A 22902-nucleotide genomic window follows, 5' to 3' on the forward strand; every position below is an offset into this window, starting at 1 on the left:
ACGGGATCGAGTTCCAGCCCACCACCCCGGTCAAGGCGATGTCGGTGCGGCCGTCACCGTTGAAGTCCCCAGGGACCATCTTCACCATCGGGTTGGCGGCATAGTCGGCGAACGCTCCCACCAGCGGTGTGGAAGTGGCGAAGGAGAGGTCGTTGCCCGCCAGCGCCAGCGGTATCGAGTTCCATCCTCCAACGCCTGCCACGGCGATGTCCGTGCGGCCGTCGCCGTTGAAGTCGACTTGCGCCGAAGCGCCCGGATCGGTCTGGCTGCGATATCGGGTGAAGGGGGTCAACGCTGACATGGGGCTTTGCGGCGTCTCGCCGGTGCCATAGGAGGCCACCGCGATGGCGGAGATCGAATGGATGTCGAACGATACGTTGCGCAGGTCCACGCCCAGGGTGAACGGCGTCGAGGTCGCCTCACCGATCGGGATGCCGTCGAGCAGGAACGAGACACGGGTGGCGTAGCCGTTGACAGTCGCGGTCACCGTCATGCTGTCACCGAAAACCTGTGAGGGCACCGAGACCACTGGTGCTGGTGGTGCCGGAATCGGTGCGCCGCCACAGTTGGCGCTGACACGCTCCTGGCTTGGCGAGGTGGTGTCGTCGACGTAGATAGGGCCTGTCGAGGCGCTGCCGTCGGTGGTGATGTGCGAGTAGACACCATTGAAGACAGACTCCACCTTGTCGCGGACGCCACGGGTTTTGGCCGGGTCGAGGGTGTCGTCAAGCTGTTCGTAGTGCAGATGCTCGATCCGGGTGGCGCCGGTCTTGCCGACGAAGCCAAGTGGCTGGCCCAGCGGAACGACCTGGTTGGTGTTGACCAGCGGCATCGCGTTGAAGTGGCCGTAGGCGGTAAACCATCCGCCACCGTGGTTGATGATGACTCCGTAACCCAGGCCCCTCTGCGTGCCGACCGTCCCCGGAGGGTAAGGCACGCCGTTGATGTCCTTGCCGTCCCAGCCAGCCCACGCCACCGTGCCCGCAGCCGAGGCGATCACCGCTCTGCCGGGGGTGGGGCCACTGACGGCGAAGAAGTCGATGTCGTAGTCGTCATGCCCGTCATAGGTGGTCAGGCGCCAAGCTTCACCGCACAGGAACGGGAGCTGAAAAGCTGGACGTGGCGTGGTGGCGGCGGCCGCAGTGACGTGGACGACCGAAACGGCGACACCGGCCAGGATGGCCACACATAGGCTGGCCAGCTGGCGCAAGGCTGGTACACGCAAGGCGTCTCCTCGATGAATCCCCGAGTTCATCTCCCCCCGTGGGAGCACACCGGAGTCTGCCACGACGGCGCGCCGCCCGCTGCCCCGCCCGACATCGAACTATCTAGAAGGGACTAACGAGATCACCACCGTTGTCCGAAGAGGAGCGGGCATTACCTCTTCCGACCGTCGCGGCGAGATGGGTGAGTATTTGCAGAACTTGGCGTAACAGTAGGTACCCCAACGTTTACCGCCGACTCAACTGCGCTGCGTTGCGGGATGGCTGTCGCTGTCGGCGGCCGCGCTTGAAAGGGTGGGTTCACGACATGGGTCGGGTCGCAGCTGCGGCGGATCCATTGCGCAGCTCGATGTTCGGCCTCATCTTCCGGAAAGCAGCGACGAAGATCGGTCATTCTGGTCGCCCTCACTTTGCTACGATCGGACATGTCGACCAAGGAGGTGGCAGGTGCACCCGTTGGCGAGCGTGTTCGAGCGGATCTATCGAGATGGCTTGTGGGCCAACGGTTCTGGTACGGGTTCCGATCCGGCCAACACCGAGCAGTATCGGGTGTTCATCGAGCGATTCATTGTCCAGAACAACATCCAGACCGTCGTCGACCTTGGATGTGGAGATTGGCGCTCGTCGAGATTGATCGACTGGAGTCGCGTGGGGTATCTCGGCGTCGACGTCGTCGAGTCGGTCATCGCCCGAAATCAACAGCACTACCAGGTCGGCAACATCCGGTTCGCGCACCTGAACGACGAGGACGAACTGCCCCATGCCGATCTGCTAATCGTGAAGGACGTTCTGCAGCACCTCCCGAACAGCGAGATTCACCGCATGGCCAGGTTTCTCAGACGATTCCACCTGGCTCTGGTAACGAACACCGTGAGCTCCGAGCTGCATCGGCCCGATGGCGCGGTGGTGCGCATCGAGGATGTCAACACAGACATACCAACTGGTCTCATGCGTCCCGTCGACGTGCTGGGGCCGCCGTTCAGCTGGCCCGGCGAGGAGGTCCTGCGGTACAGCTGCCCGTGGCCGCGGCTGGGAGCGTGGGAGACGAAGTCGACGGTACTCATCCGCACCACATTCATGGATGCTCGCGGATAACGCGGTCAGTCCGCGAGCTCGAGGATGCCGTACTTCACCAGCTGAGCTATCTGCGGAAAGCACTGGTGCTGCGACTCGGGTGTAGCGTCGGCCACGCGTGCCATCAGTTCGGTTATTTGCATTTTGCTGCCGGTTGGGCACACCGCGAGGATCTTCGCACAGGTCTCCAGTTCCTCCGATATCTCGGTCATGCGGAGGAAATGCAACCCGCCCTGGGCCAGATCGGCGCCCTCCGTACTGACCTTGACCCGCATGTCGGCGCTGATCAACGACGTCGGATGGGCGCGGAACGTCTCGAGGTAGTCGAATCCGAGGTCGTCACCGGGCGCTTCGACAGCCCGATCCCTTGCCTGGTCCAGAAGTTCGAGCCACAGCGCCTCGTACTGGCGGATAATGACCGGCCAGTCGTAGTGCTGTTGCACCCGGCGCCGCGCCTGCGCGCCCATGCGCGTGCGAAGCGCAGGGTTGTCGATCAGCTGCTGCAGATAGCCGGTAAGGCTTCGCATGTCGACCGATGCCGCCTGGCCCAAGCGCCGGTACAGCTCCAACGGCTCCCAGAGAAATGGTGTGTGCCGCAGGTGTTCGAAACAGTCCGCCCATTGCGTGGGGACGAGGAACCCGGTGACGCCGTGCTGCACCGAGTCGCGGTGGCCGTCCCAGTCTGAGGCGATCACCGGAAGCCCACACGCCATCGCTTCGATCACCGTCTGGCCGAAGGTTTCTTGCACGCTGTCGGTTGGTGACACGAAGACGTCCGCGGCGTCGTACAGGCTGCGTTTGACGTCACTTGTCGGATTGGGCATCACCGTCACCATGTCGCCCACGCCCAACTCGGCGGCAAATTTCTCCAGCCTGGGTGCGATCTGGTGCGGCACGTCGTCGCCGGCAAGAACCAACGTGGCGATCGCGCGCTGCCTCGGCGGGAGCCGCCGAAAGGCGAGGACCAACGGGAACAGATCGGCCTTGTAGTGCGCCGAGAACCTTCCGAGATAGAGGATCACCACCGCATCCTGAGCGAGGCCGAGTCGTGTTCGCGCCGGCGTCTTTTCGCCCGGCTGATACGTGGTGGCATCGGTGCCCAGCGGAATGACCGGCAATCGACAGCTGAGCATCTCGGGTGGGGACCCTGCCGAGGCGGTCGATGTCAGCCGCTGCACGGCGGCGCGCCCTGCGTGACTCGTGCAGACCAAGGCGTCGTGGCTGCGCAGTGCCTTCAGGAGCGCGCCGAATCCGTACCAAAATCCGGGTCCGCCCGAAATGCTGTGCGTGACACCGACGACTGGCCGGGGGCCGCTGCCGGCAAACGCACGCATGTTCATCAGACTTTGAAGACCCGGATCCCGGATTCCGTCCTCACCAGACGAGCCGGGATGAAAAAGCACCATGCGGTCGTGGCGCGCGAGATGGGGGTAGTCGGCGACGAGTACCGGTAGGACACGCTCCCGGTTTGGGTAGGCCATCAGTCGATTCATCGCCTCGGACAGATGACGCTGGGTCGTGCACGGCAAATACAAGGTTTCGCACTGCGAATGCTGCAGCACCGCCCGCAGCAGTCCCGCCTTGGCGACTTCGGCTCCCCAGATTCCGGACTGCGCAGGGTGCTCGTCTTTGTACGCCTCAATCGGAAACGGCAGTGAGGCAATAGTCATGGAGTACATTGGCGCTCCCTGGCTCAGAATCGTTGGTAGGTGATTGCCGGATCCACCGGTCCGATTCACTCCAAATGGCCCTTGCGCTCAGCTAGTGATGATATTACTTAGTACGTTAAATCGGCTAAGCTAGCGGGGGGCAGTTGATATGGCGCAGGTGAAGCAGAAGCCGGTCAACCTAACGCAGGATGCGCTTGTGCAGGCGCTGATGCCCGACCCGTCCGCGGCGCCACCCAACGCGATCGTGCTGAGCGGTTTCCTCGGCAAGTCGACCCACCCGGACAAGTGGCGGTTGTATCTGACTGCCGCACTCGACCGCTATGTCGAGATCCCTGAGGACAAAATCCTGCACGCCGTGCAGCTCGGCGACCACGGCACGCTGCTGTGGATTCCCAAAGACATGACTTTGCAACTCCATCAGGCGCAACCGGAGCACATCCAGGCCGAGTTCCTCGATGGGGCCATCACCGCCAACCACGTGGGCGTGCCCGCCATCAACCCGTTCTTCGTCGGCGGTGCAGTGCGGCTCATCAGTATCACGCCTTCCGGCCATGTGTATTGCCACACCCCCCTGGGGACCTCGTGTGGTGGTGGGACCCAGCAGTGATCCTCGGGCACCGGCGTTACGGGACGGAGAAAAGCACACGCAGATGCTCACCTTGGGGAATGTGCCTGGGTACCTGATTGATTGTGGGCTGGTCAGCCCACAATCAATCGTCGACGGCGACCTGCTCGTGCGTGAGCTGTCGAGCAGGAATCACAACTTCGGTGTGCGGTGCCGGCAGGCGTCCAGTCATCTGCTGAAACAGGCGCAGGCTGGGCAGCTCGACACTGTGGTGAATGAGGCTGAGGTTTACCGGCTGTTGGCCGACGAGCCCAGCATGCATGCGTATCTGGTGAAGTTTCACGGTTACGACCCGCAGGGCAAAGTGCTTTTCCTGCAGTACCTTCACGACGCTGTCGATCTGGCCACCTTCCACGGCCGCCGGCGCCGTCCGCCGACCGGTGTCGCCGGCGAGGTGGGTGCGGCACTGGCTGCGTTGCATCGGCTCCCTGCGGCCCGGTGGGAGGGCCTCGTGATGCACCCGAGGCGATTGAGCTTTCTCACACCGCATCGGCCGGACCTGGAGCTGTACCGCACCTCCACCGCCGCGCAGCTCGATCTCATCCGGATCATCCAGGGCACCCCGGGTTTCGGGGAGAGTCTGGACGAGCTTGCGCGTGCGTGGTCGGCGACCACCCCCATCCACCACGATGCCCGGCTGATCAACTTCCTGCTGACCGCTTCGCCACATCAGCGGCGCCGACCACGCGTGAGGCTGGTGGACTGGGAGTTCGCCGGTCTGGGCGACCCGCGCTGGGACATCGGTTCGGTGCTGGCCGGTTACCTCTCGCTGTGGCTGTCGTCCATTCCGATGTCCGCGACGGCGTCGAAAGCACGCTCGGTGGCTTTGGCGACACGTCCGCTGGGACTGGTCCAGCCGGCGATCCTGGCCTGTTGGCGAGGCTACGTCGAGGCGCTCGACCTCGACGTGACCGCCGCGCGTCAGCTCCTGCGCGGCACCGTCGGGTTCGCCGCCGTCCGCCTCGTACACACCGCGCGAGAAATCGCTCAGTCATCAGGGGCGCTGACCAGCGATATCGTCCTGCATCTGCAGGTGGCACACAACATGCTGGCCCGGCCGGTGGAGGCTGCGGCACACCTGCTCGGCTTGGCACTCGACGATGGGGCTGGCCCCGATCGCGCCGACGATCCGCGATGAACGCCCATCGCGACCGGATCAGCTCGGCGGTGTCGGCAGCCGGGGTACAAGCCACGTCCTATTCGTGGTTCGGGCGGCTACACCGGGTGCTGCCCAGGGCTGCGGCGAAAGGGCTGGACCCCGCAACCGCGCGAAGCTACCTGGTCACCGCGCTGCAGACGCGGCTCTACACGAACTTTTACTGTCCAGGTATGCCCGTGCCCATAGACGATGAGGTCCAAGCGACCGTGGGCAGCACCTCGGCTCGCCAGCCGTACCTGCAAGCGCTGTCAGAAGCGAACACAGGCACCGGTTGCGCGGAGGGATCCTGGCGGGTGCACGGCCAGGAAGGACCACACACGGTCGTCGAACAGCAAGGACTGCGGCTTTGGCTGACATCCGACGATCTCTGCGCAGTCACGGGCGGAAATCCGCAGGCCGGTGCCGCCGGTAGCGAGGTGGCGATCCGGCTACCCAAGGAACTGTTCGAACGATCGCCGGGCTTCTACGTAGCATTGGGCAACGAGGCGCTGCCACCCTCAGCCGCGGAGCCCTTGGTACGGATGTACTGGAACCTCACACCGAAGGCGACCGCGCCTGCGGTAGGCATTCTGACCGCCACGCTAAACGAGGCACGAGTCCCCTTCCGGTTCAAGGTTGCCGACACCCCAACGCGTTTGGCCCGCTGTGATGCCGGCGTGCTGTACTACCCCAAGCGTCATCACACCCAGGTCAGAAACGTAGTGGCCGAGGCATACGCGCAGCTGCGCGACGTGCTTACACCTGGCACACCGGCGTTCACCAAGCAGCTTGCACCTGGCCTCGGGCTCGCCGAGGACTTCGGTGACGGAGGCAGTTTCGGCATGCACCGCTGCGGGCTGCTGGCCGAAGGTGTCGTGGCCGCGGGGGAGAAGGGCTGCCGCACCAGTGATGAGCGCCTGACCACCGTGTTCGAGTATCTGCTGGCGGCGGGCATCGACCCGGATGCGCCCTACCTGCATCCCGGCTCCACCGACGACTACGCCACGTTGACCACGGCCGAGCGAACGGGACGCCGATGAACACCGACCACCTCGACGTCGCGTACGCCATCGGGCAAGACCTTGTGCGAACAGCCATCTGGCACGACGAGCGCTGCAACTGGATCGGCCCCGCATCGGAAACGGACGCGCAGTGGGACGGCGCGGCGTTGTCGGCCCTCGGCACCGACCTTTACGGCGGCACGAGCGGTGTCGCGTACTTCCTCGCCGAGCTCTACACCGCCACCGGCGCGTCCGCGATCAAACGGGCCGCGCTCGGTGCCTTGCGGCAGGCACTTGCGTCAGCCACCACAGATGACCGGTGCGGCCCAGGAATGTACATCGGAAGCACCGGGATCGCCGTGGCAGCCGCCTACGCCGGCATGCGACTGGACCAACCATGGCTCGTGGAGCAGGCCGCCCGCCTCATCCAACAGCCCGCCACAGCGGATCCTGACGGCGATCGCGAGGCCGACCTGATGTCGGGCCTGGCTGGACAGATTCTCAGCCTGCTCATCCTGAGCGACGTGCTCGCGCGTACCGACCTCGTCGAACAAGCCATCCTGCTCGCCGACCGGCTCCTTGCCACGGTCGTCAAGGCCGAGGACTGGTATTGCTGGGCACCTTCGACAGGCCCCTCGACATCGCCACTCGCGGGCATCTCTCACGGCACAGCCGGGATCGGCCAAGCGCTACTCGAACTGTCGCGCAGCACAGGCGAAGCCCGCTACCGGCACGCAGGCGAGCGCGCATTCGCCTATGAGCGGCATCTGTTCGACCCGGTTCACCAGAACTGGCCCGACCTGCGGCAGGTACCCAAACGTGCCAGCCGTCGTGCGGTGCCGTTCATCAGCACCTGGTGCCACGGCGCCCCGGGTATCGCCATGACCCGGCTACGCGCTTACGAGCTGTTCGCCGACGAAGCCTGCCGCGACGAGGCCCTCCAAGGCATCGCCACCACCAGCCGAATGCTCCGCGACACGCTGACCACCCGCACCGGCAACTACTCGCTATGTCATGGCCTTGGCGGTAACGCCGAACTGCTGCTGCACGCACAGGAGATCCTCGACGAGCCGTCGGCCGCACAGGCAGCCCTGCTGCAAGAGGTCGCCGAGGCGGGACGAGAACACCACAGCCACCCGAGCCAGCCGTGGCCGTGCGGAATCCGCGAAGGTTCAACACCGGGCTTGATGTGCGGACTTGCCGGCATCGGACTGTTCTACCTGCGGCTACACGATCCCGCCGTCCCTTCTGTCCTCCTGCTGAAACCGGGCGCCTTCGCCCGTACCGCCAACAGAGCGGGTTCGACAGGCCTGCCCGTTTCGGGTTAAGCCCAAGGTGGGCAGTCCCGCCGGTCCTCGACGCGGACCAGGTCGGCGGAACGGTCCGTTCCTTGGCCTCAGGCCTCTTTCGCCGCCTCGGCTACAGCATCCCAGAACGCGTCGACGCCTGCGCGCACGTCGGCGAAAGCCGGACCACTCAGGACAATCCGTTTGGCCTCCGCGAGATCGACACCGAGCAGATCCTTGACAACGCCTATGCACTGCATGAGGCCCGAGTCTCGCGATCGAAGCAGAGCAACCACATCCTGGAGATCTTCGCCTTCCTCCAGCCGCTGGCGCGCCTCGGCGATCACCTGGTGGTACCCGCTATTCGCCACATGTTGAGAGTAATGACCGAGCCGGTGCTCGGAAAGAGTTTTCGAGGCGTGGCAGGACAATTGCGCTGGCAGGTCGCCTTCGACTCGGTCTTGGGTGGGTAGCCCTATTCCTTGATCTCGCAGGTCATGTGAGCAAAGGATTCCGAGGTCCGTCTCGGCGTCGGTGGCCGAGGGCTCGGGCGAGGATGGCGCGGCGGCTGCGCGTACCGGCCTTCGCGAATACGGACTTCAGGTGATCCTGCACGGTGTGCTCGGACAGGAACATCCGCATGGCGACCTCTTTGGTGTCCAAGCCTTCGGCGAGCAGCGAAAGCAATTCGGTCTCCCGGGTGCTGAGCCCGGTCGCCCGCGCGAATAGGTCGAGGCGGTCGCCCGGCTGGCACTCCTCGATGGTGACGGCGATGTCATCGCCTAGCCGTGCCGCGCGTAATGTCAGCCACCCGCTATCGGTCAGATGTACCCGGGCCGACGGCGGGTGATCGTCTACCCCAGCCTCCACGGCGAGGAGCTGCGCTGCCACGTTGTACGCCCCCGCCGGAATCGCGCTCGGCGGTAGGAGAGCCTGCAGATACGCATGCGTATCAGGCGTTTGTTCACGCACTGCCAGCGATGGGGAGAGCAGCAGGACCGCCGGGCCGGGTCGCGGCGAGGTCTCACCGACAGCGTCGAACGTGGCGGCCTGACACGCCCGCAACGACGACGTCACCTCGGGAACGACAGCGCCGATCGCCGACAGATCGGAGGAAGTAAACGAGGAACCCACTCGCCACAGATCAAGCCAGCCCCAGCAGCCGAACCGATCCCGGAACACTGCCGAGGCAATATCTGTGACACCGTAATTAGCCAACAGCGACTGCCACATCAGGCTCGCGGACGGCGAGGACAGGCGAGCCACGGATTCCAGCGAGGTCCAGCGGTTCACCGAAGACAGATACTTCAGGCGTATCAACGTCGGCAGCTGCGGCAGGAGCAGCGCGACAGAAACGTCGGCAAGCGGAGACGAGCCGACGCAGGTGACCGGATCCGTCAGCAGAAAAACATAGGCGTCGAAACCGACCGAGCGGCGTAGCCGATCAAGCACTGCCGAGCGCAGCGTACGCGAGTCCACACCGCCAAGCGTAGGTTCCCAGAAGTCTGGGATGGCCGGCGCCACCGCCCGTACCGAGGATGGAGGCATGAACACACTTCACATCGAGCACGCGATCACCGAGTTCGGCGTATGGAAAGCGGCCTTCGACCGCTTTGCCGAGATGCGACGCGACGCGGGCGTGCGCCGCCATCGCATCGCACAGCCGGTCGACGACGCCCACTATGTTCTTGTCGATCTGGACTTCGCGACGGCGGAAGAGGCGAGGAAATTTCTCGGGTTCCTCCAGACCAGCGTGTGGAACACGGGCAACGCCCCGGCATTGGTCGGCCAGCCCCAGACCAGGATCCTGGAGCTGGCAGACGAATATTCCGAAAGCTAGAACGCGAACGACGGATCCGGCCACCGTGCGCGCAAAGGGCCGTGGCCGGAACCGTGAGGTCTGGAGCGACTCGATGTCAGTGTAGGTGAGGCAGCAGCTGGCCCGCGCCCTCGACTAATCTGAGCGGCGGGCATGTTAGGCGTAAGCGGAGGTGGCGGCACAGCGGGCGTAGTCCTGGAGTTGCCCGATTGCCATGCTGCGTGGGCGAAGCTGATGCAGGCAGAAGTAAAGCCCTACTCGGAACCGGCACCGTCGCGCCGCAAGGCAGTGGCGCGCGGTGTCGTGTCGATGCGGATCGTGCGAGCATGCCAACACGGATCACGGCCGTAGGCTTTCCGTGGTACTCGCAATGATGGAGCTCGCGAAGTGTCCGACTTCACGACAGGGCGGATGCCGGCCGTGCCATGGCCAGCATGATCACTTTGGTCAAACTGTGATCATGCTGGCGTGTGGACCACGCATTCAGTTGAATTGGAAGTTGGCCCTGTGCATAGATCCGTCGGTGAGCTTGACGACCAATTGCCGGCAGGTGCCGCTCCAGTCGTTATTGGTCTTCCAGACGTAGCTGTATTGACCGGTGATTGGGTTGTAAGCCAACGAGCTGCCTCCAGCGGTGAGGGTTTCCTCCACACCGTCCACGAGCGCGCTGGAGTCGCAGGCAACTTGCTCGGACTTCGGATAGCCAGCACTGAGGACATTCAGCCCGAGGTCTGCGCCAAGGCTGAACTTGACTGGTACCGCACGGCCGGCCCTCATACTGTTGACAACAGGCAGGTTGTCCACCGGGCTGAAGAAGCCGGCGAATGGATAGCTGCTCTGTTTGCATTTGCCGGCGCTGCCCGCGGTATGGACGGCCGCTATCTCAGCGTCACCCAATGCACGGCTATACATGGTGATCTCATCCAGGTCGCCTGGGAAGGAATCGGGATTGCCATAGGAAACGAAGATCCAGCCGAAGTGCAGAATGCTCGCGCCAGCAAGGATTGAGAGGGTTTCGGCCGTAGTTCCCACCAGGACGCCATCGAGAAACAGACGGTAGCCACCGGGATTTTGGTAAGTCAAACCGACGTGGTGCCAGACTCCTGCTTGCCAGGTCAGAGAATCGGAGTACGCGCGCGGCAAGGGACCACGCAGCTCCAGCCGAGTGTCGCCATTGGACAAGCCGATGCTGTTTTCTTGGCCGTTCGCCAGCAGCAGGTATGCACTGAGATGACCGGGGGCAATCTCAATGATCGGACGGAACCAGAACTCTACCGAGTACTGAGTTGCGGCAGCGAACTCCGGCGCGGCTGGGGCCGTGAAGTAGGCCGCGCTAGGTCCACCGCCGGCCAAATGGTACGCCTGGTCTACCAAACCGGCGCCAAAGTCCGCGCCGAAGTTGGTGCTGTCATTGCCGCCCACGATATCGGTACCGCTGCCGTCGCCGGTCCACCAGCTCACGATCCCGTCTGGTGGTGTCAGACAGGCCGTGCTGGCGAGCTGAAGTTTCTCAGTGTCGCCGGGAGAACCTTTAATGATCGCGCCAGCGGCGAGCACCAACGCAGATGTCGTTACCACGGCGATCCAGAATCTCTTCACACTTCCTCGCTTTCTCACTGCCCAAGCGGAAACTGCATCTGCTGGTAGCGAAAGACATGAGCAGACGTGAATCCATAGACCCTTCTGATCCAACACGCCGATGATTAACCCAATCAGGAACCCGATCTACTAAGCGAATCTGCCGGACCGCGCAGACCCGACCATGCGGGCAGCCGAAAGAGACACGCCGCCGGTTGACGATCATCCAATCCCGGTACGCTCTCGGCCCACTCTTTGGAGCCGAGCCGTGGTCGTATGGCCATTGGTAAAGGGCAGGACGACGAAGAGAGCCGGCCTGACCCGACCTTGTATGCGAAAGGTATTCCATTTTGTGACGCTGACATGATCGCGTTCGCTTCGCGCGATCATGTCTCGGTGCGGCATTCCCTGCGTGACAAGCCCCAGAAGCCGCGCGCCGTTGCGTGAGGCAATGGGGAGCACAAGAGGGTAGGCCGAGGTGACCCAATGTCTGTCGAGAGTGGACACCCGTGTTCGCAGAGACCGACGGCCTTGCGGTTGGGGCCGACCTGCGTGTTGCGGCAGTTATTTGTTCAACCCCAAGTGACTTGGCTTACCGGCAGTACATTTGGATACCGGCGCTCTGCGTGGATTCCTCCGACCAGATTTGGACGATCAGCTCGTCGCCGGGCCTGCCGTCGTAGTTGCCCTTGACTCGGACGATGGTTTGCTGGCCTGGTGTGAGGTCGCCTTCGGCGGGAACGGTGAACACATCCCGTAGCCGGCTGTCCTTGCGGATCTTCCAGTGGAATGGCGCGCTCGCGTCCTTCAGGATGACCGGGTAGTCGATGTTGCTGCATGACACCTTCATGTTCGAAGGGTCGACGCCGGTCAGCCCTCGCCGTGTCACCGTGAATCTGGCGTCCGTCTTCGGCGCTGTTGCGGGTGAGGGGCTGTCGCGCCGGGGTGCCGTCGTTGTTGGCTGCGTGGGGCGATCGTTGGACTGTGGTGTCTGCGTATTCTTGCCGAATCCGCAGCCGAGGGCCGCGAGCATCAACAGTGCCGTCGCTGACTTGGCGAGTGGTTTGCTGGTCCAGCCATGCATGGTCGTGTCCTTTCCCATGTCGATCGAGGAGTGTGCGGCGACAGCCGCGCGGCGGCGGTCGGCCGCAGTGATCTGAAGTAGGCCGGGCGACAGGTCAGGCACGGTCACGTTGGCACGCGGGCCAAGCGCTCGCCGGAAGCGGCCCGAGCTGGGCTGGTGGTTGGTCACGCCTACTAGAGCGGGCAACCGCAACCTTGATACATGGGTCATGCGACATGGCAAACACACCGACGATCAGGTCACCATCGCCGGGGACGGTGTCGATGAGCGCAGCCGAAAAGCCGTGATCCCGCAGCGATGTGCGCAAAGCCCGGACTGACCGGCGCCCAACTGCCCTACTTCGAGGTCATCGGCGGCGGCGATCCTCAGCCGGGCGATCCCCTGCGGACGCAGTGACTCAAACTGTCCTCATTGGACAATGGCTAGGAGAGACCCCGGGCACTGCCGATGCCCTCGACGCCGTCGACGAGTGTGGGCTGCGGCTGCTGGGCGAGGGGTGAGGCGACCAGCCAGCCCACACCCAAGACCAGGCCCGCGGCCGCGATCAGCAGGGTCGTGCGTGGGCTGGTGACATCCGCCAGTACTCCGCCCAGCAGGGCACCGACGGCGGGAGTGGCGAAGGCGAGGAAGCGGTTGGACGCGTTGACGCGGCCGAGAAGTTCGTCGGGGCAGACGGCCTGCCGGTAAGACACCTGGCTGATGTTGTACAGCGTGCTGCCGTATCCGGTGACGAACCATCCGGTGATGAACAGCGCGATCCGCCAGCCCGGCGCAGACAGCGGTGTCAGCAGGGCGAACGGTTGTGTCAGCGCCAGCGACAGCACGACGGTACGCGCCTGGCCGAACCGGTCGACCCAGCGTTTGGTGGTCGCCGCCGCCACCACACCGCCGATTCCGGCTCCGGCGACCACCAGGCCGGCCGCGTACACAGGAATGTGCAGGTCGCGTACGAGGAACAGCAGCATGACGGCGATGAACGCGGACATGAAGAAGTTGCCGCTGGCGGTGCACAGCGCGATCGCCCGTAAGGCGCGGTCCCGCCACACGTAGCCGAAACCGGCGCGGATCTCGGCTGCCATCCCGGTGCGGGCAGCCGACGGCAAGGGATCGTCGCCGTGCATGAACCGCAAGGTGAGGGCCGACGCGAAGTAACCGACGGCGCCGGCGAAGACGGTACCGGCGGCGCTGAGCAGGCTGACCAGTACGCCGCCAGCCGCGGAGCCGCCTAGCGCCAGCACCGAGGACGTGCCCTGCAGCCGGGTGTTCGCCCGGACCAGCTGCGTTCGCGCCACGACACTGGGCAGGTACGCCTGCTGGGCGACGTCGAAGAACACCGACGCGACACTGGCCGCGAGCGCGGATGCCAGCAGCAGCGGCCACGTCAGTACCCCCGTCCACCACGCGAGCGCCACACCGGCCACCAGCGCCGCGCGTACGCCGTCCATGCGGGCCATCATGCGGCGGCGAGCGTACCGGTCGATCATCGCGCCGGCCGGGAGCCCGACAATGAGCATGCCGAGGTGCTGGGCCGAGGTGAGCAGGCCCATCTGCACTGGCGTGGCTGCCATGGCGGTGACCGCGAGCAGCGACAGGGCGATGCCACCCACCCGGACAGCCAGCTGGCTTAGGGTGGTGGCCGTCCACAGCAGACCGAACTCGGTCGGTGCTACCAGGCCACGGGCAAGGCGATAGGCCCGCGCGCCAGCAGTCCTGTCTTCCACTGCACCTCCTGCGGCGGAACGGCCATACGCAGACCGGGAAGCGTGTCCAGCAGCCGCTCGAACGCGACCCGCAGCTCCATGCGAGCCAGCGGCGCACCGAGGCAGTGGTGCATCCCGGCGCCGAACGCCATGTGCTGGTTGTCGGGCCGGTCGAGGCGCAGCTGCCCCGGATCGTCGAACTGCGCCGGATCCAGGTTCGCGGCCTGCGGCGATACCAGGACGGCGTCCCCGGCAGCGATCACGACTCCGGACAGCTCGACGTCCACGGTCGCGACGCGCGCGAAGCTCACGCCATGCCCGAGCGCCACGAACCGCAGCAGCTCCTCGATGGCAGTCGGCAGGATGTCCGGCTCCTGCCTGATCCGCGACAGGAGTTCGGGGTCCGCAAGCAGCAGGTAGGTGAAGTTCGCGATCTGGTTCACGGTGTTCTGATGCCCGGCGACCAGAAGGGTACCGGCGATGGTCACCAGTTCGGCCTCGGACAGGCTCTTGCCTTCGTCGCGGGCGCAGACCAGGGCACTGAGCAGATCGTCGCCGGGGTGCTCGCGCCGCTCGTCGATACGGTCCCACAGGTACTCGGAGAACGCGGTGATCGCCGCGTCGACCTCGGCCGGCGTGTACGCCGTGGTGGACATGACGACGGTGGACCATTCCCGGAACTGGTTCTGGTCACCGAAAGGCACCCCCAGAAGCTCGCAGATGACCATGACGGGCAGCGGCAGGGCGTAGTCCTCGACCAAATCGGCGGGCGGACCCTTGCGCAGCATGTCAGCCAGCAGCTCGTCGGCCATCTGCCGCACGCGCGGGGTGATCTCGTGGACCCGTTTCGGTGTGAACGCCTTCGACACGAGCCGCCTCACGCGCGTGTGCTCGGGCGGATCCATGAGCACCATCGACGCGGCGCCGCCCGGCGCGGGCGACAGCCTCGGCGTATCGGGTCCGACTGCGGCCGCCCGGCTGAATCGCGCGTCCGTCATCACCAGTTTCGCGTCGGCGTACCGGGTCACCAGCCAGCCCACGCCGCCGTAGGGCAATCGGATACGTGACACCGGCTCGGTCTGCTGCAGCCTAAGGAACATCGGGTCCAGGTCGAGGCCGACCGCCGGACCAAACGGGAAGTCCCGCGTGGATCTAGTCATCGAAACATCTCTTTGCATGAGATAACCTGGTCTTCCGAACGGACGTCTCCGAACGATGCGGGAACGGAGGTGGAGAAATGCGTCACCTGATCAGCGCCGAGTTCAAGGTCAAGCCGCCCCGCCCGGGCAAATGACCGCCGCGGGACCTCCTCGGCGCAGGAACTCCAGTGCCGCCGCAAGCTCGTCGGCGTCCACCACCGGCGAGTCCACCAGCAGGCACGTGCCGATCGGCGTCTTGAGGAGGTCCCCTCCGCCTCGTTCGATCCGCTCCGCGATGCCTGCGGTGCTCGTGATGCTGGAGATCGGCAAGCCGAACTCCAGCCGGTGCATGACGCGGCCGCCGCCCTTGCGTGCGGCCTTCTCGTCCTGCGCTACCGGTTGCAGCGCGGCCGCGATGGCTTCCCACAACGGCGACACCGGCACCCAGGCGTCGGCCTTTCCGATGAGCTGAAGCAGCTCGGGTGCCAGGCACACTTCCTTGGCGTAGCGCGGAATCAGCGTCAGCAGCTCGCCGCCGAAGCGGTCCTCGGCCACCTCGGCCAGCACCAGCAGGTCGAGCAGATCCTTCAGCCGGTACTTGCGCTGAAACCGCTCCTCGGCCACAGCGAAGATCGAGCACAGGTCGTCGTCGTCGAGCGGGGCCGTCCGGATCGGCACCCCGGCGAAGTTCCCCGCGAACGCGCACGTCGTGACGTCGGCACCCATCGGCTTGTCGAGGAACGCCTCGCTGGCCGGCCATTTCAGGGCCACGCCGTAGTGCGTGTCGGTGCCGGTCATCACGCTGACACCTTGCGGCACCGCGTCAAAGCGCTCGATAAGATCTTGTACGCACCGCCACAGCGCCTCCTCGTCGGCGGCGACGAGATCGACATCGCCGGACTGGCGCAGCATCCCCTTGGGCAGGTGCCCTGCGATCCGGACGCCTTTGAGCACCGTGACCCGATGAGCGGCCGCCATCGCCTCGGCGATCCCGTGCAAGGTCTCGACCCGGCGCCATTCGCGGTCCAGCACCTCCTGCGCGGCGGGGGACAGCGGGATGCCGCGGGCGTACGCCGTCGACAGCCACGTCGGCAACGCCCTCGCCCGGCGCGCCATGTCGGCCACGCGCCATGGCGGATACCCCGGCGGTACGCCGAGCAGCTCCTCGACCGTGATCATCGAGATACGCGGATGCATCCATTCACAATGCCGCATCCCGGCCGATCTCCGCTAGCGCCTGATCCCTCGCCATCGGCCGGGCTTCGGCGGCGGAACCTCAACGACCGGAGCCCAGTCAGAGCCAGTTCCGCGACGCGATCCGTGTACGTCCCGTCCAGGGCCTACCGCTGAAACCGGGTGTACACCGACTGCCACGACCCGTACCGCGCCGGGATGTCCCGCCACGCCGCGCCCACCGATGATTCGTTTCACCGCCTCACGGTGATGGGCAATTCGAGGACCAATGCATGTTGGGATATCACGACTCCTGGCCATTGGCGGGTCATGTCCTGAAGTACCCGACGAGATATGGTAACGGGATTCCGCTGCCCTGCTGAGGACATCGAATGAAAGCAATGCGTGGCCGGTGGTCGGGTGTCAAGGGAGCAGCTTTGGCTCAGTCGGTGTTGGACCAGCTCATGCATGGCGGCGACTTGTCCGGCCTACCCATCGATGCTCACGACGGCCGATGGGACCTGCGGGGCATCAGCTTCCCCAAACCCGGCAAGGACCATACGCGGGTGACGGGTCTCGAAATACGAAACCAGCACTGGATGTCGATGGATTTCGCAGGAGCCTCGATGCGCCAGATCCGTTTCTTCGACAGCGAGTTGGACAACTGTGTGTTCGACTCGGCGGATTGCCGAAACTGGAGCCTTTGGGGTAGTCGTATCCGGGACTGCAGCCTCGACACGACCAACCTGCGCGAAACGATTTGGAGCAGCCGGTACCCGCGGACGAATCAGATGCTGGCGTCGACGTTGCGCGGTGCCGATCTCCGCGGCGTGGTCGCTCAGGAAGTTCAGACAGAAGACTGCGACTTCTCGCAGGCAAGGCTCGACGGGGCCATGTTCGAGCGCTGCGCCATCGCACGGTGCCGTTTCGCCGGTGCACTCAGTGAGGTCGTTTTCGATGGGCGTGATCTAGGCGCCGCACCGGATGGCCGATCGCGTCCGGCACCTGCCGAACTCGACGACGTCGATTTTCATGGTGCTGACTTTCGATTCGTGGAATTCCGCGGCTTCAACCTTGAGCGGACCCGCCTGCCAGATAGGGCAGGGATTCATCTCATCCCCAAATACCGCTCTGTGGCCCACCGGGCGCTGGCCGAACTGGCAGCCGATTCATCGAAGGAAGCTCGAATTCTGTCACTGAGGCTGGAGTACAGTCTCCGAGGCCCGTTTCGGGACCGCGACGCATATGTATTCAACCGACTCGACTTTGAAAGTGTGGCTGACGGTGGCAGTCCGTCCCTTGGTGTCCTTGCCGAGAATGTGCTCCTCGCCAACATCGCCGAAGGCCGCCATGGCGATACCTGTTGACGCAGGCCGTCCGGGGGACATCTGGCGCCTGCATTCCGATGACCAGCCTGTGCTGATACGCAGGCGGTCCGAGATGAAGATCTCGTTCTGGCTGGCGGCCGATCCTGACGGCAAAAGCTACGGGATCGGCCCCGGGGACTGGAGTCATACCCTGCAGCGTTTCCGGGAGGATCTCGACACGCTGGTCAAGGGCGACACCGCGCATGTCTTCGTTCCGCAGACCGAGGTGTATATCCTCGAGATTTCCAAGAACGAGTTCAAGGCATCAGGAAAAGGTTGGACGGTCTGGAGGACAGCCGAGTCGCCGACGCCAGATTCGGTGGGCGGGATGTTCTTCGACCCGTCGTCGGAATGGAACCTCGACGGCCACTTGGTGTACCGGCCTTTCGCCATGCTGCACGACGGCGAGGAGGTGGCCGACGCGAACGGCAAACGCTGGACCTTCAGCGCCCCGTTTTGGTTCACCGACGACAAGGGCCAACGCGGATCACCCACCTGGCCGTTGACGGTGCCCGGCGACCACGAAAAGACGAAGAGCCTCAACGACACCAGCAATGAAGGCGAGAAGGCACGCTGGGCCGATCGCGCCCGTGCCCGACCGGAGGTATTCGGTCTCGAATATCCCGACTGGTGAACACCACACACGGCTGGCCGAGCCAAGAATCCAGCGGCTGCCGTTTCGCCCGCTCGCCCGGCGGGCAATCGCTGCGCGCACCGCAGCGAGCACGCGATCGACTCCCTCTCATCTGCCAGGGGCCATCGTGCAGGCGCCGAAGAGCTTGCCGCCCAGCCGCACTGCCGAAACGAGTTTGCCCTCCGTGATCCATGTCGACCTCGGCCCGCGAACGGCCGCCGACCTTGGGCGATCAGCCACACTGGACGGGCCGGAATCCGCGATACAAATGTGGACCGAGGGCGTCGATCACCTCGTGGTCAAGGCGATCCGGTCCTTCAGTGTCGAGGCGCCAGGCGTTGTCCTAGTCGAGCTCGATGCGTATGCGTGGCCTCAGGCGCGCCGTGGGACTTGTCCATTTCACTGTGCTCGTTCTGCTAAACGCTGGCGTTGGACAGATATCCTGCGGCTGACTTCTGTGGCGATGTCGGCCTCTACGTCCGGGCCCGGCACGTTCATTGCGGTGCGGGGTAGCGGGTCGCTATGAGCGGGGATCGACGAACAAGCAGTTTGGGGGCGGCGGGCGAGGTCCTTAGCGCTCTGAGCAGGGTCGTCAGGTGGTCTCGCCAGCGAGAGGGCACGACCCTCCACGTCGACATGAGGCATCCGGTGAAGGCGAGAACACCGCATGGACGTTGCCTTGTCGGAACTGCAGCTGGATGGAAGGCCAGGCACAGAGCGCCGTCGCCGTGATTCTATTCGGCGCTCTTGGCATTCTGAACTATATGCCGGTCCTATATGGAGTCCTGGCCGCCGGCGGGCATAGCCCACGAGCGGGCGAGGCGACCGCATGACCGAACCCCCACGGGTGCAACAAAACGGCTCTTGATGCCCACCGATCATCGCAGTCCACTCACTATTCCAGACAAAATCGACCACCATAGAGACGACGCAGAGGTATCGGCGCGCTACTTACCGCTATGGTGTCGTGCGTGGCAGCTGTCGTCTTGGATCAATTCCTCGGGGAGTACGAGCCAAACTTCATCGGTACCGGCGAAGATCTCAGGCAGGGCGACATCCTGCAGATGATCCCCAAGAATCTCGTCGGCGAAGTCGGCCTATTGGACCGCCATTTCGCGGTTGTCGTGACCGCGAACTGCGATCTGACCTGGAGCAAACACGACGGTGTTCTCACCTGTGTACCGCTCATTCCCGCACTCATCTATACCCACCACATCCAGGTGCCCCGACTGCTTGATCGCCGCCGTGCCGCCTGTTTGGTAAAGATAGCCAAAGCGTTGGTCGACGCGGATCAGGCGGACCTGGTGGAGCGCGTGCACGAGATGTTGGAACTCGGTCAGACGGCCTCCGTCATCCGTCTGTTCGAAGAGAAGTCCACCCTACTAAGGCAGAAGACCAGCGAGGTCCAACAGTTCTCCATCTACCGGTCCGCGCTGGATCGTCTGCAACATTGCGACGAACTCCGGCAAAGCCTGGTGATCCTGCGCGACGCAGCGAGCCAGCTGGACCAGCTGCACGGGCGAAAACCCAACAACGCCCTGACGAATTTCGTCGAAGCCCTTAAGGAGACTATGGGCGACAAGATGCCAGGCGACTTCCTGTTCATCAACTCGCTAGCGGAGAACCTGACCGACGGCTATGTCGCGATCCTGCGCATGTTGCGGGACATAAGGCAGTCCGAGATCTCGCTCACCGCTACGGAGGAACGGCGCCGGCCTGGGTTGTACCGAGCGCGACGGATCAGCCGCCTCAACGTTCTTTATGTTCACAAGCTAGTGCAGCACATGGCCAGAGTGTTCACCGACATCGGACTGCCGGAAGACTACAGCAAGTCGCGAGACGCAAGAATCAAGGTGTACGGCGACCTGTGGGCGACATGCGAGCCGAATTCGGATGAGGGGCGGCAAGGGTGAGAGTCTTTTCCATGCAAAGCCTGCGCTCGTACCTTGAGATTGGCCGTACTGTAGGCTTTGAGCCGTTCGAGGAGGGCGCGGAGTACGGGCCGGATCTGATCGCAATGGCGGTCGAGACGGATGTGTTTCTTTTCCACCGCAACGACGACGTCAACAGCCGCCTGATCATGGTCGACGGCGATAGTTGGTCCAGTGTCACGAGCATGTGTCCCAACGGACAGGAAGATCTTCTCAAGCGCGTGGACCGTGCCGCGTGGGAGATCGCGCATCCGCCGGTCTCGCTCCCCTGGAACTGGAGTAAGTACTCGTTCGAGAGCCTGATCGCCTTCTTCGCCCTTCCCCGTTACCTCAACTCGGACTCAATGCGGTGGATAGCCGAAGCGATGCCCAACGGCGACGCGTGTTTCTGGCGACTAACACATCGCGGAAATGAGCTTCGGCTGGAGGACTTTCACCCCCGCAAGCACCTCGCCGAAGCCGTCCGCCAGCGCTACACGGCGTCCCTTTCCGCAGCGGCGGCTCAGTTTCCACCGGAGCTGGACGCTGCGGAGCAGCTGCTCCAGCCGACCGTCGATCTTGGTGTTATCGGCTTCGCTTCGGTTATCGGCACCCACACCTACAGCATGTGGTTGCCCAAACTCACGGCGGCCCAACGCAAGGTTCTGGACACGACGACGACGCCGATTAAGATCCGCGGGGCGGCTGGTACGGGCAAGACCTTGGTCATGATGCTCAAGGTTCTTCAAGAGCTTTACCGCGACATCGACCGGAAGACGAGCTCGGTCGAGGGCGGCATGGCCCACGACGAGGAGAAGTTCAAGATTCTCTTCGTCACACACAGCTCATCGCTGGCGACGGAAGTGAACCAGGCGCTGGACAGACTTGACGAGCGTGGAGTAGTCAGCCGGCATGTGGACGTCGTTCCCTTTACCTTCCTGCGAACGCTCCTCCAGGGCGAGCAGTCCCATGGGGCGGAGGTCTTCGGCGAGGACAGCCTCGACGGTAAGCAACGTCAGCTCGAGTTGATCTCCAAAGCCATCGACGAGGTGACCGCAACCACCTGGTCCACGTATGAGGACAACGTAAGCGCATGGGTCCGGCAGTCAGCGCTCGCCGACCGCCGATCGGATCAGCGCAAGAGTCTGTGCTGGAGTCTCATGCGGGAGTTCGTCGAGGTCATCGACGCCAACCGGCTCAAGCCCGGGGTGAACTCCCTGCGGCGGTACATCAATCTCCCGCGCGCCGAATGGATGGTTAACCTCAAAAAGCAAGGCGATCGCGAATTCGCGTTCGGCATCTATCGAAACTATGTCGAGCATTTGGTGCAGCGCAATCAGCTCACTATCGATCAGGCCATGAGCGATTTCCTGTTGTTCCTGGAGAGTTACCTGTGGAACCTGCGCCGGAAGCTGGAGGGCTACGATTTCCTCTTCGTCGACGAGTTCCATCTTTTCAACGACGTGGAGCGCCTGGTTCTGCACCTGCTCACCCGTGAGCCCGACGAATACCCAAAGATCATCCTCGCTACCGATCCCTACCAGTCGCCCTTCGCCTACGTGACCGGCCTGCGCGAGAACGAGCTCAGTCACGCCGTCCGCGACTTCATCGGCGCGCCACAACACTTGCAGCTGATCGATCTGCGAACCAACTATCGCTTCGCACCAATGATTCTGAATTTCGTCAGGCACGCTCACAACCGTGTCCCCAACATCGTGGACATGGGACACGACTGGCAATACGAAGCGATTACGTCCGACGCGGCCTCGGGCGGCAACATGCCAGTGGTCTGCTTCTCACCGGAAGACTCGGTGATCACTCGCGCCCTGGAGTATGCGGACTCCGTCGCCCGGAAGGTGAAGGGCGACAGCCGAGTGGCTGTGGTGTGCGTCACCAATAGTGACTTGGCCGCCGTCGTGGAACCGCTTCGCACAGGCCGAGGGCTCAAATCTCGGTTTGAAATCGTCGAGAGCCGCGACGACTTCTATCAGCTCAGCATCTCTCGGCGTGCAGTAGTGGTCACCGCCGGGCCATACGCTGCGGGCCTGCAATTCAGTGATGTCGTCGTAGTCTTCACCGCGGAGGGGCAGGCGGAGTTCGGTGGGCAGGGCACAAGTGCCAAACGGGCGGCGATCACGTACCTCTACCTAGCGATCACCCGGGCACAGACCAACCTGCGCATCTTCTCCACCAGCGGCGAGAACGACCTGAACGACGTGCTTCGCACCGCTGTCGAGGATGGCGTCCTTCAGTCGTCGTAGCCACCGCCGGCGAGCGTTGGATCCAACTGCCAGCTGGAGGAGATCGTGGTGCCACAACGGATCTTGGGTCTGAACGTAGGTGCGTGGACGGGGAAGGCCCATTCGTTCGACAACCATCCCTTTCAGCGACGGCACCGATAGATCATGCGTCGCGAAGCGACGACGACGCGCCACGACCGCAGAACTCTCGGCAGTCCTTTGACCTTCCTCCAGCACCGTG

At 64.0% G+C, this 22902-nt stretch carries 19 protein-coding genes; 11 read left to right on the plus strand and 8 right to left on the minus strand.

Annotated elements, in window-relative coordinates; genetic code table 11:
- On the minus strand, window positions 1-1225 hold a 1225-nt coding region (locus Rhe02_RS36160), incomplete at its 3' end, for a peptidoglycan DD-metalloendopeptidase family protein (RefSeq protein WP_203912964.1).
- Between the two features lie 445 nt (window positions 1226-1670).
- On the opposite strand from Rhe02_RS36160, the gene Rhe02_RS36165 reads away from it, so the two are divergent.
- Window positions 1671-2318, plus strand: a complete 648-nt coding sequence (locus Rhe02_RS36165) for a class I SAM-dependent methyltransferase (protein ID WP_203912965.1) — start codon at window positions 1671-1673, stop codon at window positions 2316-2318.
- Between the two features lie 5 nt (window positions 2319-2323).
- Here the strand turns inward: Rhe02_RS36165 and Rhe02_RS36170 are convergent, their stop codons facing one another.
- Entirely contained in the window at window positions 2324-3976 is a 1653-nt protein-coding gene (locus Rhe02_RS36170; protein WP_203912966.1) for a glycosyltransferase family 4 protein, read from the minus strand.
- A 139-nt stretch (window positions 3977-4115) separates the two neighbouring features.
- On the opposite strand from Rhe02_RS36170, the gene Rhe02_RS36175 reads away from it, so the two are divergent.
- The 5 genes from Rhe02_RS36175 (at window position 4116) to Rhe02_RS36195 (ending at window position 8490) form a co-directional block, all read left to right on the plus strand.
- The gene (locus Rhe02_RS36175) at window positions 4116-4574 is read left to right on the plus strand and encodes a hypothetical protein (protein ID WP_203912967.1); all 459 of its coding nucleotides are present in this window, start codon (window positions 4116-4118) and stop codon (window positions 4572-4574) included.
- 43 nt (window positions 4575-4617) lie between these two features.
- Window positions 4618-5730 (plus strand): phosphotransferase, encoded by a 1113-nt coding sequence (locus Rhe02_RS36180; protein WP_203912968.1) that lies wholly within the window; start codon window positions 4618-4620, stop codon window positions 5728-5730.
- Window positions 5727-6770: a T3SS effector HopA1 family protein gene (locus Rhe02_RS36185; protein WP_203912969.1), complete on the plus strand. Its 1044-nt coding sequence runs from the start codon at window positions 5727-5729 to the stop codon at window positions 6768-6770. Before Rhe02_RS36180 ends, Rhe02_RS36185 begins: the two co-directional genes overlap by 4 nt.
- Complete coding sequence (locus tag Rhe02_RS36190) at window positions 6767-8059, plus strand: lanthionine synthetase LanC family protein (protein ID WP_203912970.1); 1293 nt, start codon at window positions 6767-6769, stop codon at window positions 8057-8059. The genes Rhe02_RS36185 and Rhe02_RS36190 overlap by 4 nt, the downstream gene beginning before the upstream one ends.
- Window positions 8060-8121: 62 nt before the next feature.
- Window positions 8122-8490, plus strand: coding sequence for a hypothetical protein (locus Rhe02_RS36195; protein WP_203912971.1), 369 nt, complete (start codon window positions 8122-8124; stop codon window positions 8488-8490).
- A 22-nt stretch (window positions 8491-8512) separates the two neighbouring features.
- Here the strand turns inward: Rhe02_RS36195 and Rhe02_RS36200 are convergent, their stop codons facing one another.
- The gene (locus Rhe02_RS36200) at window positions 8513-9496 is read right to left on the minus strand and encodes a helix-turn-helix transcriptional regulator (RefSeq protein ID WP_203912972.1); all 984 of its coding nucleotides are present in this window, start codon (window positions 9494-9496) and stop codon (window positions 8513-8515) included.
- Window positions 9497-9563: 67 nt separating this feature from the next.
- Here Rhe02_RS36200 and Rhe02_RS36205 point away from each other — a divergent pair, with 67 nt between their 5' ends.
- On the plus strand, window positions 9564-9857 hold the full coding sequence (locus tag Rhe02_RS36205) for a hypothetical protein (RefSeq protein ID WP_203912973.1): 294 nt from the start codon (window positions 9564-9566) through the stop codon (window positions 9855-9857).
- 462 nt (window positions 9858-10319) lie between these two features.
- Here Rhe02_RS36205 and Rhe02_RS36210 read toward each other — a convergent pair whose 3' ends face one another.
- The 5 genes from Rhe02_RS36210 to Rhe02_RS36230 all read right to left on the minus strand — a co-directional run bounded on the left by Rhe02_RS36210 (window position 10320) and on the right by Rhe02_RS36230 (window position 16534).
- A complete protein-coding gene (locus Rhe02_RS36210; protein ID WP_203912974.1) occupies window positions 10320-11435 on the minus strand; it encodes a PxKF domain-containing protein in 1116 nt (371 codons plus the stop codon).
- 571 nt (window positions 11436-12006) lie between these two features.
- Window positions 12007-12684 (minus strand): hypothetical protein, encoded by a 678-nt coding sequence (locus Rhe02_RS36215; RefSeq protein ID WP_203912975.1) that lies wholly within the window; start codon window positions 12682-12684, stop codon window positions 12007-12009.
- Window positions 12685-12920: 236 nt separating this feature from the next.
- The gene (locus tag Rhe02_RS36220; RefSeq protein WP_203912976.1) at window positions 12921-14219 is read right to left on the minus strand and encodes an MFS transporter; all 1299 of its coding nucleotides are present in this window, start codon (window positions 14217-14219) and stop codon (window positions 12921-12923) included.
- Window positions 14165-15358: a cytochrome P450 gene (locus tag Rhe02_RS36225; RefSeq protein WP_203912977.1), complete on the minus strand. Its 1194-nt coding sequence runs from the start codon at window positions 15356-15358 to the stop codon at window positions 14165-14167. The genes Rhe02_RS36220 and Rhe02_RS36225 overlap by 55 nt, the downstream gene beginning before the upstream one ends.
- A 108-nt stretch (window positions 15359-15466) precedes the next feature.
- A complete protein-coding gene (locus Rhe02_RS36230; protein WP_203912978.1) occupies window positions 15467-16534 on the minus strand; it encodes a nucleotidyltransferase family protein in 1068 nt (355 codons plus the stop codon).
- 368 nt (window positions 16535-16902) lie between these two features.
- Between Rhe02_RS36230 and Rhe02_RS36240 the strand changes: the two genes are divergently transcribed.
- The 4 genes from Rhe02_RS36240 (at window position 16903) to Rhe02_RS36255 (ending at window position 22682) form a co-directional block, all read left to right on the plus strand.
- Window positions 16903-17877, plus strand: a complete 975-nt coding sequence (locus Rhe02_RS36240; protein ID WP_203912979.1) for a pentapeptide repeat-containing protein — start codon at window positions 16903-16905, stop codon at window positions 17875-17877.
- A 73-nt stretch (window positions 17878-17950) separates the two neighbouring features.
- Entirely contained in the window at window positions 17951-18511 is a 561-nt protein-coding gene (locus tag Rhe02_RS36245) for a hypothetical protein (protein ID WP_203912980.1), read from the plus strand.
- A 971-nt stretch (window positions 18512-19482) separates the two neighbouring features.
- Window positions 19483-20424 carry a hypothetical protein gene (locus tag Rhe02_RS36250; protein ID WP_203912981.1) on the plus strand — a complete coding sequence of 314 codons (942 nt, stop codon included), beginning with the start codon at window positions 19483-19485 and terminating at the stop codon, window positions 20422-20424.
- 11 nt (window positions 20425-20435) lie between these two features.
- On the plus strand, window positions 20436-22682 hold the full coding sequence (locus Rhe02_RS36255; RefSeq protein ID WP_203912982.1) for a UvrD-helicase domain-containing protein: 2247 nt from the start codon (window positions 20436-20438) through the stop codon (window positions 22680-22682).
- Window positions 22683-22902: the final 220 nt, after the last annotated feature.

Source organism: Rhizocola hellebori, assembly GCF_016862955.1.
Lineage (GTDB): Bacteria > Actinomycetota > Actinomycetes > Mycobacteriales > Micromonosporaceae > Rhizocola > Rhizocola hellebori.

Bases quoted from the DNA above. Each gene is read 5' to 3' on its own strand.
- Rhe02_RS36180 (WP_203912968.1), top strand. From the start codon at position 4,618: ATGCTCACCTTGGGGAATGTGCCTGGGTACCTGATTGATTGTGGGCTG.
- Rhe02_RS36240 (WP_203912979.1), top strand. From the start codon at position 16,903: ATGAAAGCAATGCGTGGCCGGTGGTCGGGTGTCAAGGGAGCAGCTTTG.
- Rhe02_RS36205 (WP_203912973.1), top strand. From the start codon at position 9,564: ATGAACACACTTCACATCGAGCACGCGATCACCGAGTTCGGCGTATGG.
- Rhe02_RS36225 (WP_203912977.1), bottom strand. From the start codon at position 15,358: ATGACTAGATCCACGCGGGACTTCCCGTTTGGTCCGGCGGTCGGCCTC.
- Rhe02_RS36190 (WP_203912970.1), top strand. From the start codon at position 6,767: ATGAACACCGACCACCTCGACGTCGCGTACGCCATCGGGCAAGACCTT.
- Rhe02_RS36255 (WP_203912982.1), top strand. From the start codon at position 20,436: ATGCAAAGCCTGCGCTCGTACCTTGAGATTGGCCGTACTGTAGGCTTT.
- Rhe02_RS36175 (WP_203912967.1), top strand. From the start codon at position 4,116: ATGGCGCAGGTGAAGCAGAAGCCGGTCAACCTAACGCAGGATGCGCTT.
- Rhe02_RS36230 (WP_203912978.1), bottom strand. From the start codon at position 16,534: ATGCATCCGCGTATCTCGATGATCACGGTCGAGGAGCTGCTCGGCGTA.
- Rhe02_RS36245 (WP_203912980.1), top strand. From the start codon at position 17,951: ATGAAGATCTCGTTCTGGCTGGCGGCCGATCCTGACGGCAAAAGCTAC.
- Rhe02_RS36185 (WP_203912969.1), top strand. From the start codon at position 5,727: ATGAACGCCCATCGCGACCGGATCAGCTCGGCGGTGTCGGCAGCCGGG.
- Rhe02_RS36170 (WP_203912966.1), bottom strand. From the start codon at position 3,976: ATGTACTCCATGACTATTGCCTCACTGCCGTTTCCGATTGAGGCGTAC.